Genomic DNA, 15,108 nt, shown 5'->3' on the forward strand with positions numbered 1-15,108 from the left:
GCGGAATTTTCCAAAAGGTATCGCGAATATTTTACATACTTAATTAATATTCACCTAATATATTATCAAATCTAAAAACCATTTGTCAACAAAACGATCTTTTCCTCACGCAAATCCAACATTTAGAGCAAATAGGGATTATCCCTTTTTTCCTCTGCGATAGTCGTCGCCTCACCATGACCTGGATAAACCTTAGTATTTTCTGCAAGGACTAGAAGTTTTTCCTTCACTCCTTTAAGCAATTGATCCAACGATCCTCCCGGAAAATCTGTCCGACCTATCGACCCGGCAAAAAGAGTGTCTCCGCTAAATAGCCCTTCGGCGCTTAGAAAACATACACACCCTGGAGAGTGACCAGGCGTTGAGATCACTCTTAAGCGTTGTTTTCCAATGGAAAGTTCTTGTCCATCCTGAAGCAAGAAATCCGCACTTTGCAGTACAACATTCGAACCCAGATAACTAGAAAGGTTTTTCTTTGCATTGGTAAGCATCTCCGCATCACCAGCATGAATCCCCACTGAGACCTCTCCTATAAGGCCTCTAAGTTCGTCCACAGCTCCGATGTGATCTACATGCCCGTGGGTAAGCAGAATATAGTTTACCTTAAGTCCCTTTTCTAACACCCAGTTGTAAATTCTTTTTCCATCAGCTCCGGGATCAATGATCACGGCTTGCTTACTTTCCATACAGGCGTACAGGTAACAATTCGCTCCCATGGCTCCCATAGCTCGCCCCTCAATCATTTTACATTCCCTCCTAGAACTTCTTCTCACTGTCTATTAGTAACGTCACCGGTCCATCGTTAATCAGCTCCACATCCATCTGCGCTTGAAAAATTCCCGTTTCCACCTTCAAGCCATAGCTGCGAATCTTTTCCGCGGTCCGATCATACAAGGCCTTGGCTTGCTCGGGCGCTGCAGCAGTCGTAAAACTGGGGCGCTTTCCACTCCGACAATCACCATAGAGGGTAAATTGGGAAACCATAAGGATTTCTCCGCTCACATCCTGTACGGAACGGTTCATTTTCCCTTCTTGGTCTTCGAAAATCCGCAGGCCCACGAGTTTATCAACCATCCAGTTTAGATCGCTCTCACCGTCTTCTTGTCCGACACCTAAGAGGATCAACAATCCGGCAGAAATTTTCCCTACGCTTTCTCCATTGACGCTTACCGATGCGCTTTTAACGCGTTGAACCACACTGCGCATTTTACTTTCCTCCTGAGTAAATCCGCTTGACCTCCGTAATGTCTTTGACCCTACGAATTTTATGCATCACCATTTTAAGTTGTTCAAGGTTCCGTATTTCAATCCGCAGCTGAATATGGGCGATACTATCTTTTCCTACCTTGGCGTTGATTCCCAAAATATGAGTACGTGTATCTAAGACGGTATTCATGACCTCCGTTACTAAGCGCGGCTTATCCCTCCCATAGATTTGAATATCAACAGGATAGGTCGAATCCATCTGTTCGGCCCACATAACCTCTACGATCCGATCACCCTCTTCTTGAAAGTGACTAAGGATATTACTGCAGTCCCCGCGATGAATGGAAACCCCACGCCCTCTGGTAATATATCCAATAATAGCATCACCCGGAAGCGGATTACAACACTGGGCAAAACGCACCAACACGTTATCAACCCCTTTAACTCGCACCCCGTGAGAGGCTTTGCCATAAGAGCTCGGTGATGATGTTTTCCCTTCCCCTTGCTGTTGAAGGGCCGCGAGCTGCAGCTTCTCTCGTTCTTCTTTCGTTAGATCCTCACGCAAACGCATGAGGACTTTATTTGAGGTTATTACGCCATCTCCTATGGCAGCATATAAATCCTCCACGCCTGCGAAGTTTTGACTCTTGCCGAAGGCATAAAGGCTTTCCGATCTCAAGACACTTGCCGGGTCGAGTCCGAGCTTACGGACCTCCCGTTCCAAGCTTTCACGACCACGGGCGATGTTATCCTCCCGCTGCTCTTTCTTAAACCATTGCCGAATCCTGTTCTTGGCTTGTGACGTTTGGACAAAGGACAACCAATCCCTGCTGGGCCCGCCGCCTTGCTTCGAGGTAAGAATTTCAAGAATGTCACCGTTGTTCAGTTTTGTATCAAGTGGAACTATCCGGGCGTTAATCTTGGCACCAATACAACGGTGCCCTACATCTGTATGGACACGATAAGCAAAGTCAATCGGACAGGAACCTGCTGGTAGTTCAACCACATCCCCTTTAGGAGTGAACACAAAGACGGTATCGGCAAATAAGTCAATCTTTAACGATTCCATGAATTCTCCGGCATCCCGGGAATCATGTTGCCATTCCAGCAGTTGACGCAGCCAAGCAAGTTTTTTATCGAAGTTTACTTCTGCAGCTTTGTTACCACCTTCTTTGTTGCCACCTTCTTTGTACTTCCAATGCGCGGCAATACCGTATTCCGACGTTCTGTTCATATCACAGGTCCGGATTTGAATTTCAAAAGGTTCTGCATGAACTCCAATCAACGTAGTATGGAGTGATTGATACATATTGGGTTTAGGCATGGCAATATAGTCTTTAAAACGCCCCGGTATTGGCTTCCACATCGTGTGGATAATTCCTAAGGCTCCATAACAATCATTAACCGATTCAACAACCACTCGAATCGCCATCAGGTCATAAATTTCACTCAGCTCTTTGTGCTGAGTGGTCATCTTACGGTAAATACTGTAAAAGTGCTTCGGCCGTCCAGCAATGTCTGCGTAAATCTCTACTTCATTCAAGCGTTCACGCATTTGCACAATAACTTCGTTGATATAGGCTTCACGTTCTCGCCGTTTCAGGGCAATTCCTTCAACTAAATCGTAGTACTCCTGAGGCTTAAGATACCGAAATGAAAGATCTTCTAACTCCCATTTAATTCGAAATATTCCGAGACGGTTAGCCAGAGGGGCGAAAATCTCCAGAGTTTCCTGAGCGATTTCCTTTTGTTTTTGGACCGAATGATATTTCAAAGTTCGCATGTTGTGGAGACGATCAGCCAGTTTAATAAGAATAACACGGATATCCTTAGCCATGGCTAAGAACATCTTGCGCAAATTCTCCACCTGTTGCTCCATCTTACTCTTGTACTCAAGCCGTCCGAGCTTGGTCACTCCATCAACAAGCAAAGCGATTTCCGAACCAAATTCCTTCTCAATATCCACAATGGTAAAATCAGTATCTTCCACAACATCATGAAGCAGAGCGGCCGCAATGGTTGCCTCATCCATTTCCAGTTCGACCAAAATTTGCGCGACTTCCAGAGGATGTAGAATATAATCCTCCCCTGAGTTGCGTAGTTGGTTCCTATGTGCCACTTCAGCAAATTGATAGGCCTTGTCCACAATGGCTAAACTTGCCTGTGGGAATGTCTTTTGCAGTTTTACCCTTAACTCCGCGAAGGACATTGCCGAACTCCTCTCATACGCAGTATAACGCTTGGTTTATGCTTAATATTGAACCAAAGAAAAAACAGAGTAATCGTTCAGCTTTTCTCTTCCATTTAAGGATGTCAATTCAATTAAAAAGCCGATCCCTCGCATTTCTGCTCCGATCTTTCTTATTAGATTAGCAGTCGCTAGCATCGTTCCGCCAGTGGCCAACAAATCATCAACGACAACTACCCGTTCCCCAAGGCCAATGGCATCCGCATGGACTTCTAACGTATCTGTACCATATTCTAAAGCATAGGTTTCACTGATGGTTTTAGCAGGTAACTTACCCGGTTTGCGAACTGGAACAAAACCGATTCCCAAGGCATAGGCGACCGGGGCGCCCAGTAAAAAGCCACGGGCTTCCGGACCGACGATCACGTCCGGCTGCCAGGGTTTAATCTTTTCTACCAGAGCATCTATAGTCGCTCGATAGATCTCGCCATTTTTGAGCAAAGTCGTTATATCTTTGTACGAAATCCCTTCCTTGGGAAAACCAGAAATCACGCGAATATGATCTTTCAAGTCCATTGATCGTTCCGCCCTTCTCTATACGTCTTTCCATTCTAATCCATTTCTATCCAACGGTACCTCTAATAGTTTGTGTTGAAATCTTATTGCCCTGCCCAGCCATTCCTTCGCATTCCGATAGCGCAAAGAAGTGTCCAGATCTAACTTACTCTGTGCTGGAATCCACTCTAAGGCGAACTCATCCGTTCCTCCGAGACAACGGATGAGTCCCAATTCCTCAAAAACTTTAAGGGCAATTTGCCTGTTACCTGTAATCTTCGAATCAGACCCAAAGCGAAAAGGGTTACCCTTTTTAGCCCGGGTTGACAGATCCCTGTATATCTGAATAAGCTCTTCACGCGCTAAAGACCCACATCGCTGACGAACCCTTTCTTCATGTACAGTTTGAAATCCTGCAAATGCAATACGGCATATGCCTATTTGTCGCAGTTTCTCGAGCCCTTCCCTCAAATCTTCTTCTGTGAGTGGGAGGCCAAGAATTAAACCCAGGCTTTCTTCCTCATCCTGAATCTTATTCGCACTCACATTCAATGTTGCTAGCTCTTCCCCAGGATTTCCCTCCTCGGGACATTCCTTATCCAGAAAGTCGTTCCAACGCTGAAGGCATGGCTCGCACCCGGTCGTATTCCAAACCCAAATTCGTCCTTTGTTACTAGGCAAGGGCCACTCTTCAGGCTGTAATTTACGCCAGTCCAACCACTCCAGCTCCGGCTCATCCAATGCAGCCGCAACCTCCTGATAAACGTCCCTGCTTTTTTCTCCTTCAGTTATAGGACGTTCGCGCCAATCCGCTTCAACTTGGATATCTTTGATCATTAATTGAACGTCTTCTGGCCCTCTAAAGGTGTTCCAATCTAAACTGAACGCAGCATCTAATCTTGCTTCACTGTTTAACTCTTGCAAACGTTCTCCTAGGCGAAAAGCAATCCCTTCCTTTTCTCCCTGAGATCCGAAACGAAATTTAATATGACTGCGTTCTTTACCGACGACGCTGACGGAGTGAACCGGAATCCCTTTACAGGCCAGAATAGGCCCAGGGTTTCCAAAACCAAACGGAGCCATCTGTTCAAGTTCGTGGAGCAAACGTCCAGTAACCATTTCCAAAGAAACGTGACGATCAATTTTTAACTCTTCTAGAAAAAGAGTTTCCTCAAAAACCAAGGCTTGTTCATTCAGCCCTACTCTAAACATTTCAACAGCTTCTGTCCGAAGAGAAAATCCTGCAGCCGCCTTATGCCCTCCAAACTTGGTTAATAGATGTGCTTGAGTACTTAGCTGCTCCAAGACAGGATAACCAGAAATTCCTCGGGCCGAACCCTTAGCTTCTTCCCCTTCTTCGGCAATCATAAAGACAGGACGATAATAACGTTCCACAAGGCGAGACGCCACAATCCCAATTACCCCATGGTGCCAATGGTTTGACGAAAGCACAATAACTCTCGGTATAGGTTCTCTCTCCACTAAAGCAATCGCTTCAGCCAGAATCTCTTTCTCTGTTTCCTGACGCGACAGGTTTTCCTTAGTTAAGAGACGTGCCAGTTCACTCGCTCGCTCAGAGTCCTCCGTCAGGAGAAGCTCCAGGCCTACTCGAGCACTGTCCATACGTCCAACTGCGTTAATCCGTGGCGCGACCAGAAAACCGATTTGACCCGCTTTGAGAGGTTTGTGCTTTAGCCCACACTCCTCCAAAAGAGCACTTAGTCCAGGGTGATGGGTCTCCTTCATCTGGTAGAGCCCATGATGGACAAAAATCCGATTTTCGCCAATCAGTGGAACTAAATCTGCAATCGTCCCCAAGGCTACCAAATCCAATAACTCGATTTCAGAATGGATACCCACTTCACTATTTCCTAGCGATTGTAATAAGGCCTGGGCTAACTTGAACGCCACGCCTACTCCCGCTAAATCACGAAAAGGATAGCCCGAATCTCGGATCTTAGGATTTAATATGGCAAAAGCTTCCGGCAATATTTCAGGCGCTTCATGGTGATCTGTGATGATCACATCGATCCCGAGTGTTTGAGCAAATCCTACCTCAGAAACTGAGGTAACCCCGCAATCGACTGTAATAAGAACCTTCACACCCGCCTTAGCAGCACGTTCAATAGCTTCGGAATGTAATCCATATCCTTCATCTTGACGATGAGGAATATAGGTTACTGCTTGAAAACCCAGATCAGTAAGAACTTTGTATAATAGAGCGGTACTTGTCACTCCGTCTACATCGTAATCTCCATAGACTAGTACCTTTTCTTTTTGTTCCAGGGCTAGAGACAAGCGATCGATAACTCGAAACATATTGCGAAAACAAAACGGTGAGCACAGGTTCAAAAGAGTGGGGCGCAAAAACTCGATAGCCTCTTCAGGTCGGCGGAAACCTCTTTGAGCCAAAATATCCGCGACAACCGGAGAAATTCCCAAGGTTTCGCGGAGAGTTTCTGATGTTTGTCCGAAAGGTTGTTGCATTGACCATATTCGTTTCACTTATATTCCCCCAGACTTTCATTATAAGGCAGAGTGAAAAGAGCAGCAACCCTTACTCGATATTCAATATCTTACTTGTCATCCATCATCTGACCTCTGGCATCTGACTTCTGTACTCGGCAGCGCTGGCAGGAAGAAGCGAGCCCTGCCTCAACGGGACATTCCACGTCGCGGTTGCTGCAGGGTTCCGCATGAATCAAAACATGAGTACCCTGTAGTTCCTTTTCAATTTCCTGCTCGATCCTGTCACATAGTTCATGAACGTCAAGGACAGGAGTGTATTTCGCAACGACTAGATGTAAATCAACATGCCTCTCCGCTCCGGCCTTCCGAGTCCGAAGTTTATGGAATCCTACAAATTCAGCCTCATGGAGTAGTAGAATTCCGGCAATAACTTCACGTTCCTCCTCGGGCAAGCTGACATCAACCAATGGCGCAAATGCTTGCTTCGTTAGGTCAAACGAAGCCTTGATGATCATTAAAGCGACACAGAGTGCAATGATCGGATCTAAGATGGCCCAACCAGTAATTTGGATCAAAAAAAGACCAATAAAAACACCTGCTGATGTATAAACGTCTGTCCGTAAATGTAAGGCATCTGCCTTAAGTGCTACAGAGTCGGTTTTTTTCGCGACCTTCATTAGGCGGGTCGAGACAATCAAGTTCATGATCGCCGAAAATCCCATAACGATTAAGCCCAAGCCTAAATCTCCGACATGCGCTCCTTCACCGTCAAAGATCTTCTGGATCTTCTGAATCGCTTCAACAATAATCATAATGGCCGCAACGAATATCAAGGCAGCTTCGATTGTGCCCGAAACATTTTCGATTTTTCCATGCCCATAGGCATGACAAGAATCCGCAGGTTTTCCCGACTCCCTTACCGCAAAAAATGCAATGAAAGCTGCTATCAGGTCAATACCAGAATGAATCCCCTCTGACAAGATACTAACTGAACCACTGACTAATCCAATCACAACTTTGATTAATGTTAAAAAAATATTGGATATGACAGATAATGAGGCCACTCTCGCCTTTTCATCCACGATTTTACCCCTCCTCACCTTGCATAGAAACCTTGTCTAATGTACACAAAAATAGGACTCCTCGTTAAAAGGAAGTCCCACGGATCTCTCCGCTGCCTCAGTTCAATGAGGCCCAGCTATCCAGCCTGACAATGATAGTTTATGTATAAGATACCAAATATTGCCCCTGAAAGCAAGGTTTTTATTCAGTCTAGAGCGTTAAGATGTTTCCGTAGATAATCCATACGAGCCCTAATATTAAACGCAAAATTGTTGGCGCAACGCTCCATAGCACCTGACTTTTTTTGTTTTTAGGAATAATACCAGTTCCAATTACCAACGCCCACAGGATTATGGCCACAATTGGCGTGATAAATGCGCCAAAGAGAACTAAACTGATCAGCCCTCCGACCAAGCCGGTCACAACTTGGCTCTTGTTGGCTATTCGTCCTACTATAAGTAGGAGTATCATTCCTCCCATTCCCCAGAACAAGAGAGGTATCTCCCATCTCCAAAACTGAGTTAGATCATGCATAAAAAGATTGATCCCACTTAAAGCAACGGTTGCCGCAACGGTTCCCCAAATCCCTCCAAAGAAAATCATACCTGCGGAAAGAAGAAGCACCCCTTCAAGTAAAACCAGTTGAACGAATCCCAATCGACCTCTCTCCCCCGCCAGTACTTTTCTGCTAGTATAGCCCAAAATTTCCAATCTAATCCGTACGAAGAATTCTCTCCTTCTCGCATATAGTTAAACGTTACTAAGTTAGAAGGGAGATTTTAGTGTGGAAGAGGACGCTAGCCTAGCAGTAAATTCAAGTAACCCGAATCTGCTAAAACGGTATAAAGCACGGATGATTACTTTAGGGGTAGTGATCATCCTACTTGGAGTCCTTACCGTTGCCTTCGCTATTTACACCAAGGACAGCGGGGAAATCGCCAACGGTATCGTACTAGAAATCCCCTTAGGGAAGCTCAATATTGAAGATGCCCAATCAAAACTTGAGCAAAAGAGAAAGGAAATTCTAGACTCACTCGTCCATTTCACAGCGACAGGAACTAACATTTCAATTAACATGAAAGAACTTGGTCTGAACTATAACTACGATACGGCACTTCAACAGGCCTATCTCATTGGCCGAAAAGGAAGCATCTTTGAGAAAGCAATCAGCAGATTCAAAGCGAGCAGGGGAATCACACTTAATCCAGAGTATCAATGGAATGATCAATTACTTGCGGAAGCTTTAAATAAATACCTCTTAACCTTGAACACTCCCGCCGAAGATGCCAGGTTTAAGATTAAACCAGATAATACATTGGAAATAATCTCTGAAAAGAGCGGTAGATCAGTGGATATCGCTTCGCTCAGCGCGAGTGTGAAAAAGTTTACCCTTAACCAGATTGAGCCTGAGCCGATCCCTATCCCTTTTAACGAGATCTCCCCAACCATCACAAAAAAGGAACTTGAGAGCTTGAACATGACAACTCTCCTATCTAACTATGCTACTCACTTTAACCCAAACCAGACAGGGCGAACAGAAAATATCAAGCTCGCAGCCAAAGCCATTGATGGCACAGTATTAAAACCAAAACAGGAGTTCTCTTTTACCAGATCGTTGGACCGCGAACCACCGAGGCAGGGTATCAGATGGCTGTGATCATTGAAGGAAATGAATTCGTACCCGGTTTAGGGGGGGGCATATGTCAAGTTTCCAGCACACTTTATAATGCCGTTCAGCTTGCTGCTCTAAGTGTTAGCGAACGATCACGCCATAGTTTGGCAGTCACTTACGTTCCGCCAGGCCAGGATGCAACAGTGGCTTATCCCAACCTGGACTTCAAGTTCATAAATGATTCGGGTAACTTTCTGCTCATCCGTTGTATCGTCGATGATGATACTTTGACCTTTTATTTATATGGTCCGCTTACAAAGGAAAAATATTAAGTTGGCTTTGGAATATATTTACATAATTGTATCAATACCCCTGTCGAATTCATACTCTATATTAGGTACTGAACGCTACAAAACAAAAATCGGAAGATGATAATCAAAGGAGGTTTTCTCTATGTGGTGGGGTCGTTGGGGTTTCCCTTGGTGGGGTGGTTTCGGCGGTTTTGGATTTGGCCCCTGGTGGGGTTTTGGCCCAGGATGGGGCTTTCGCCGCTGGTGGTGGTAAGTCTATACGCAAATGAGTCTTAAATCTTTTTATTCTGAACTTCCATTTAATCTTAATCTCAATCCTAGAATATTGGTCGATATTGTCATTACAGCCTAAAAGGGTCGCTGGATTTTTCATGCCGGCGTCCCTTTTCTATATTACTAGAAATGACTATTTACGGAGTAAAGCCTACATTTCTTTGTGTCCGAACACATAAAGAGGATCCGGCAAAGGATCCTCTAAAGAGTGAATTTATAAAACTGATTTAGAAGATAACTCCCAAGGCGATCAGAATCAACACTGCAATAGCAATAACCCCGACGCCGGCACATCCTCCGCCAAATCCTGCACCATATCCGTACATAAACTCACCTCCAAATATTACTTTTTAATTCGTCCCTTAAAATACGATTCCCAAGGCTATGAGCAACAGAATAATCACAACGACAATCGCGATTCCTGCGCCAACTCCAGTTCCACATCCAGCTCCACCTGCTCCAAACATAGCTTTGACCTCCCTCTATTCTACATTTTGTAGCAACTTAGAATATAACCCCTAATGCAATTAAGATCAGAATTGCGATAGCGATAATGCCTACACCTACGCAGCAGCCAGCGCCGACCGGTGCGACTGGTGCACAACAAGCTGCGCCATAACCGCCAACATTTCCAGCTCCATATCCGTATCCGTACATGGTATACCCTCCTTTAGATTTAATCTCGTGTCATGAAAGACCTTAGTTAAAAAACTATTCCCATTGCGATTAACAAAAGGATAATCACAACCACTACTGCGATTCCTGGTAGAAAGTTCGGTCCACATCCACATCCGGCTCCCTCAACAGCACCTATGCCATATGCCATACTAAACAACCTCCTACTTAAAACTTAAAGATAATATAATTTTTCGGGCTAACTGATTTTGCAATGACTTAGAATTTAGAATACGATTCCCAATGCGATGAGCAAAAGAATAATCACGACAACAATTGCGATTCCTGCGCCAACTCCGGTTCCTGCTCCACCAAACATAGTTTTGCCCTCCCTTTATTCAACTCTTCTTCGTAGCTTAAAATATAACTCCTAAAGCAATCAAGATCAGAATTGCGATAGCAATAATTCCAACGCCTACGCCACAACCCACACCGACTGGTGCAACTGGTGCACACACTGGTGGGCAACAACCTGCTCCATAACCACCGACATTCCCTACTCCATATCCGTACATGTTATTTCCTCCTTTACATCTCTAATCATAAGAATGAATTAACCTTAGTTAAAAAACTATTCCCATTGCGATTAACAGAAGGATAATCACAACCACTACTGCAATTCCTGGTAAAAAGTTCGGTCCACACCCACATCCAGCTCCGTCAACACCGTCAACAGCACCTACGCCATATGCCATACAAAACAACCTCCCATTCCAAAATATTGTAATTTGTTGGGCTCACTGTAAGATATGTTAAAATGGTAGAAATGTTAATATTTAGCAAATATTTTTTCTTGATGATTCGATACAAAGATAAGTGATTTTACACAAAGCCCTCTCTGAGTGAACAGAGAGGGCTAAAAACATAGAGACCCCGAGAATAAATCTCGGGATCTCTCTATTTAAACCAAAGCTAATATTTGGACTTAAGCACGAACCGTTTTTCCACCTCTACGCGGGTTTTTCATGTGCTTTTTGATTTCCACGAGGATTTGACTAGCATTAAAAATCGAAGAGTAAGCTCCACTGAATACTCCAAGTAACATTGCCAAAGAGAAGACCTTAGTCGATTCTCCACCTAATATATATACCGAGAACAAAGCGATCAATACCGTAACAACGGTATTAACGGATCGGCGCATCGTCTGCCAAACAGACTTATCCACCATGTCCTCATAACTGTCTCCACGCCTCATCTTTGCCTCATTCTCGCGAATCCGGTCAAAGATAACCACCGTGTCGTTAATAGAGTATCCGAAGATTGTCAACACTGCCGCCACAAACGACGAGTCAATCTGCCATTGAAAGATTGAAAAAAGGCCAACAACTACTAAGACATCGTGTAATAATGCAATTATCCCAGAGATAGCAAAGACAAACTGAAACCGAAACGAAATATAGGCGATCATTAAACCCATAGCAATACCTAAGGCCAAAAAGGCATTTCTCGTAAGTTCTTGTCCCATCGCCGGGCCTACTTTATCCTCTTTGAGAGTCGTTTTGTCATACTCTCCGACCTTGGTTTGCAAAGCAGTTAACAATTCATTTCGTTTTGTTTCTTCAAGTGCCTCTGTTCGGATCAAAGCACTTGTATTCCCATTGGACAATTGCACCGGGCCATCAAGTCCAACTGATTTCATAGTATCCGTAATCGCAGTCTGCGTCACTGCCTTTTTGAACGTGACATCAATCATCGTGCCGCCTTTAAAATCAATCCCTAAATTCAGCCCCTGCATGAAGAGAGAAATAATGCCGGGAACAATTACCAATAAGGAAATGGCAAACCACCAATACCGTTTCTTCACAATATTAAAATAGAGCGGATGTATTTTTTGTACTTCTTCGTAAGTGGCTGGATGTCCTTTTTCCATTATACCTCCCTCCTTACACCAAACCAGGTTGTTTTAATTTTTGAACTCGTTCCCACAATTAAACGTAACACAAGTCGTGTAAACGTAATCGCGGTAAACAAGCTGGCGATGATTCCAACGCCTAAGGTCAACGCAAATCCTCTGATGGAACCACTTCCGAAGTAATAGAGAGTCATTGCGGCTATGAACGTCGTCACGTGGGCATCAATAACTGTAATGAAAGCCCTGCTAAATCCAGCTTCCACACCAGCCCTCAGGGATTTTCCAGCTCGAACTTCCTCTTTAACCCGCTCGTAGATAATAATATTAAAGTCCACAGCCATCCCAATGGAGAGGATGAAACCAGCGATGCCCGGAAGGGTTAGGACAACTCGGAACATCCAGAAAATCCAAAGAACTATTAAGCCATACACGATCAGCGAAAAATCTGCTACAACACCGGGTAATCGATAGAAAACCAGCATAAAAAGAAAGATAAAGATTAGACCGTAAAGTCCAGCTTTAATGCTTTTGTGTAAGGAGTCAATTCCCAACGATGCTCCCACCTGACGCTTTTCAGCGATAGTCATGCTCACAGGTAAGGAACCAGAACGCATAAGGACAGCACTATTGGCTGCTTCTTCTAAAGTTGCATACCCCGTGATCTCAGCTTGTCCGTTGAGAATGGGTGTGTTAACCGTTGGATTCGTTAAAAGTTTATCATCCAGATAGATACCAATTCTTTGACCGATATATTTAGTCGTCAAATCACCGAACTTCTTGGCCCCGTCCGATGAAAAGGTTAAATTAACAACGTAGCCTTGGTCCTGGCCTTGCCCGCCCTTGGCATCTTTTAGTTCATCCCCTTGTAACACAACTGTTCCTTGGGGGTCTCTAAATGTTAACTTTGCGGTAGTTTTCAGGATATCCACGGCTTTATCGGGATCCGTAACCCCCGCTAAATCAATAACCATTCGTTTCTTATCATAGTCTGCCTGGACAATAGGTTCCGATACCCCCAGATCATTGACCCGCTTCGAGATAATCGCTTTAGCTTTGTCCATGTCATCGTTAGTGATCGGAGCACCGTTTTTATTAGGCTCGGCTTGTAACACTAAGTGTACTCCACCGCGTAAGTCAAGGCCCAACGGGATACCTTTCACGGGGTCCACAAGAGGTTTAATCGATAGTGCTACGGCTGCCGCCACAAGTAACACAAGCGTCACCAGTTTGATGATGTTTGCCCGTCTCATCTGCTTTCCTCCCTTTTATTATGCTGGGACTTGCCCATGCCAATCCTCATTATAAAACTTTCAGGATTATAATGTCAATCTAACACTTATCAGAGTAATTTAACGTCATTTATCTTCAGTTCAAATTTTGTCTGCAAGAATTCCGCCGCCTTTCGACATAGCAGCATGCGCGCTAGAAAGATCTCGAAGTACTCCATAACTGGGCAAATCTCAGTGTCAATCGTGAGCTCCAAAGCAACCCGTTCTTTAGGATAGACTCTAAGAAAGGAACGTTTGACCGCATAATTGACCCGGTCATGAATATCAAACGTTGCCAGATCAGAATTACGGACTCGTGAGCGATGAACGTCAGATTTATCAGCCAAGATCAAGGCTGCAGAAATGTTATTGACCGGATTACCATCAAGTTCGTCATGATTGCCGATAGCGCCAATAACGCTCGCAATATCCTCCGGAAACATACCTAGTCGTTCTAAAATTCCTGCAGCGAGAATCGCTCCTGTCTGAGCATGAGAAATACGATTAACGGCATTTCCAATGTCATGTAGATAACCCGCAATCGAGGCCAACTCACACTCCTTTACGGGATGGCCCATCTTTTCTAGGATATTTGAAGCGATATGGGCTACCAGACCCACATGCCTAAATCCATGCTCTGTATAACCGATAGCTGCTAGATGACGATTCCCTGCTTCAATGAGTGCCTGAACATAAGGATCTGTTTTAATAGCGTTTAGGGTGATCGTTTTCAAGATAAACTCCTCCTGCAATTCGTAACCGAAAGCAATTCATTCCAACGGTCCCTAAGTCATCCACCAGCCCGTAATTCGCCCATGCGCCAATAATGGCTCCTAAACCTGGTATAAGTTGAAGTGTTTTTCGAAAATCAATGGCATCTCGGTACTCTCGTTGAAACTGGTCCCAATCAATCTGTTGTTCATACCTTTCCTCAACTGGCCAACTGCCAATGTTCTCTTCCCAGTTTAGGATAACCTTAAATAATTCAGGACGTTTCTCTTGACTAGAAAAGGCTAACTGAAACACATAGAGCAAAAACAAACGCTCTCGATAATCTTTAGTAGAAAATCCATAAATATGCGCCAATTCAAAGAGAAATTTCATTTTAATCACAATGAGCGCCGGAAAATCGGCTACGCCCATTGTAAAACCGCCTAGGCCTGTCCCTGCTCCCTCTGCAGCTGCAATCTTCTTGTATTTTGCAAGGGCTCTCTCAGCCAACTGATCACGCTTTTGCAGTGAAACTTCATAAAGTGGTGGGCTTTTGGGAATAAAATCAAGTCCGATAACTACAGCTTTAATTAACCCTTTGACAGCTACTGTGATCACTGTATGAACTCTCTTAGGAACTATCTTATCATTGAATTTATTTTGCATCGCTTTCGAAGCTCGTTCTATTAATCCCGGCCGTCGTAATAATCTTCTTACCCAGCGGTTCAATTCAGCTCGCACATGCTGATCATAGGTTTGATCTTCAGAAATTGAATCTTTATACAAGGGCACTGGCGATCACCCCCCAGCTCTTTTTCCTTCTCACGGTAAGATAATCTTAAAAGCAAGTGGACTGTACCACTTGCTTTTAAGAAGAGTTATCCTCCGTGTCACCTATGTAACTACCTACTGAATCTCTGAAAGAT

General features: G+C 44.4%; 17 protein-coding genes. 2 read left to right on the plus strand and 15 right to left on the minus strand.

Annotation, left to right across the window (positions count from 1 at the left end):
- Positions 1–122 precede the first annotated feature (122 nt).
- The 7 genes from DSBG_RS07015 to DSBG_RS07045 all read right to left on the minus strand — a co-directional run bounded on the left by DSBG_RS07015 (position 123) and on the right by DSBG_RS07045 (position 8,137).
- Positions 123–743 carry an MBL fold metallo-hydrolase gene (locus tag DSBG_RS07015; protein WP_068963454.1) on the minus strand — a complete coding sequence of 207 codons (621 nt, stop codon included), beginning with the start codon at positions 741–743 and terminating at the stop codon, positions 123–125.
- Positions 744–756: 13 nt separating this feature from the next.
- Positions 757–1,206 carry a D-aminoacyl-tRNA deacylase gene (dtd, locus tag DSBG_RS07020; RefSeq protein WP_068963455.1) on the minus strand — a complete coding sequence of 150 codons (450 nt, stop codon included), beginning with the start codon at positions 1,204–1,206 and terminating at the stop codon, positions 757–759.
- A gap of 1 nt (position 1,207) precedes the next feature.
- Positions 1,208–3,415 carry a RelA/SpoT family protein gene (locus DSBG_RS07025; RefSeq protein ID WP_068963456.1) on the minus strand — a complete coding sequence of 736 codons (2,208 nt, stop codon included), beginning with the start codon at positions 3,413–3,415 and terminating at the stop codon, positions 1,208–1,210.
- A 42-nt stretch (positions 3,416–3,457) separates the two neighbouring features.
- Positions 3,458–3,970, minus strand: coding sequence for an adenine phosphoribosyltransferase (locus tag DSBG_RS07030; RefSeq protein ID WP_068963457.1), 513 nt, complete (start codon positions 3,968–3,970; stop codon positions 3,458–3,460).
- An 18-nt stretch (positions 3,971–3,988) separates the two neighbouring features.
- Positions 3,989–6,454, minus strand: a complete 2,466-nt coding sequence (recJ, locus tag DSBG_RS07035) for a single-stranded-DNA-specific exonuclease RecJ (RefSeq protein WP_141694255.1) — start codon at positions 6,452–6,454, stop codon at positions 3,989–3,991.
- Between the two features lie 71 nt (positions 6,455–6,525).
- A complete protein-coding gene (locus DSBG_RS07040) occupies positions 6,526–7,500 on the minus strand; it encodes a cation diffusion facilitator family transporter (RefSeq protein WP_083236762.1) in 975 nt (324 codons plus the stop codon).
- Between the two features lie 190 nt (positions 7,501–7,690).
- The gene (locus DSBG_RS07045; RefSeq protein ID WP_068963490.1) at positions 7,691–8,137 is read right to left on the minus strand and encodes a hypothetical protein; all 447 of its coding nucleotides are present in this window, start codon (positions 8,135–8,137) and stop codon (positions 7,691–7,693) included.
- 127 nt (positions 8,138–8,264) lie between these two features.
- Here DSBG_RS07045 and DSBG_RS24195 point away from each other — a divergent pair, with 127 nt between their 5' ends.
- Both DSBG_RS24195 and DSBG_RS24200 read left to right on the plus strand, forming a co-directional pair.
- Positions 8,265–9,137: a peptidoglycan binding domain-containing protein gene (locus tag DSBG_RS24195; RefSeq protein WP_348980964.1), complete on the plus strand. Its 873-nt coding sequence runs from the start codon at positions 8,265–8,267 to the stop codon at positions 9,135–9,137.
- On the plus strand, positions 9,128–9,424 hold the full coding sequence (locus DSBG_RS24200; protein ID WP_348980965.1) for a VanW family protein: 297 nt from the start codon (positions 9,128–9,130) through the stop codon (positions 9,422–9,424). The genes DSBG_RS24195 and DSBG_RS24200 overlap by 10 nt, the downstream gene beginning before the upstream one ends.
- A 756-nt stretch (positions 9,425–10,180) precedes the next feature.
- On the opposite strand, the gene DSBG_RS22965 is transcribed toward DSBG_RS24200, so the two are convergent.
- From DSBG_RS22965 to DSBG_RS07070, 8 genes are all read right to left on the minus strand, one after another.
- Positions 10,181–10,333, minus strand: coding sequence for a hypothetical protein (locus tag DSBG_RS22965; protein WP_176716205.1), 153 nt, complete (start codon positions 10,331–10,333; stop codon positions 10,181–10,183).
- A gap of 46 nt (positions 10,334–10,379) precedes the next feature.
- Complete coding sequence (locus DSBG_RS23990; protein WP_282434200.1) at positions 10,380–10,502, minus strand: hypothetical protein; 123 nt, start codon at positions 10,500–10,502, stop codon at positions 10,380–10,382.
- A gap of 205 nt (positions 10,503–10,707) precedes the next feature.
- Entirely contained in the window at positions 10,708–10,866 is a 159-nt protein-coding gene (locus tag DSBG_RS22970) for a hypothetical protein (RefSeq protein WP_009616438.1), read from the minus strand.
- Positions 10,867–10,914: 48 nt separating this feature from the next.
- Positions 10,915–11,046, minus strand: a complete 132-nt coding sequence (locus DSBG_RS23995; protein ID WP_009616440.1) for a hypothetical protein — start codon at positions 11,044–11,046, stop codon at positions 10,915–10,917.
- A 230-nt stretch (positions 11,047–11,276) separates the two neighbouring features.
- A complete protein-coding gene (gene secF / locus DSBG_RS07055; RefSeq protein WP_068963458.1) occupies positions 11,277–12,221 on the minus strand; it encodes a protein translocase subunit SecF in 945 nt (314 codons plus the stop codon).
- On the minus strand, positions 12,221–13,453 hold the full coding sequence (gene secD / locus DSBG_RS07060) for a protein translocase subunit SecD (RefSeq protein WP_068963459.1): 1,233 nt from the start codon (positions 13,451–13,453) through the stop codon (positions 12,221–12,223). The genes secF and secD overlap by 1 nt, the downstream gene beginning before the upstream one ends.
- Before the next feature lie 89 nt (positions 13,454–13,542).
- Positions 13,543–14,205, minus strand: coding sequence for an HD domain-containing protein (locus DSBG_RS07065; RefSeq protein WP_009616446.1), 663 nt, complete (start codon positions 14,203–14,205; stop codon positions 13,543–13,545).
- A complete protein-coding gene (locus tag DSBG_RS07070; protein WP_068963460.1) occupies positions 14,177–14,974 on the minus strand; it encodes an EcsC family protein in 798 nt (265 codons plus the stop codon). The genes DSBG_RS07065 and DSBG_RS07070 overlap by 29 nt, the downstream gene beginning before the upstream one ends.
- Positions 14,975–15,108: the final 134 nt, after the last annotated feature.

Origin of the sequence: Desulfosporosinus cupriresistens (assembly GCF_001707885.1) — a bacterium.
Classification (GTDB): domain Bacteria; phylum Bacillota; class Desulfitobacteriia; order Desulfitobacteriales; family Desulfitobacteriaceae; genus Desulfosporosinus.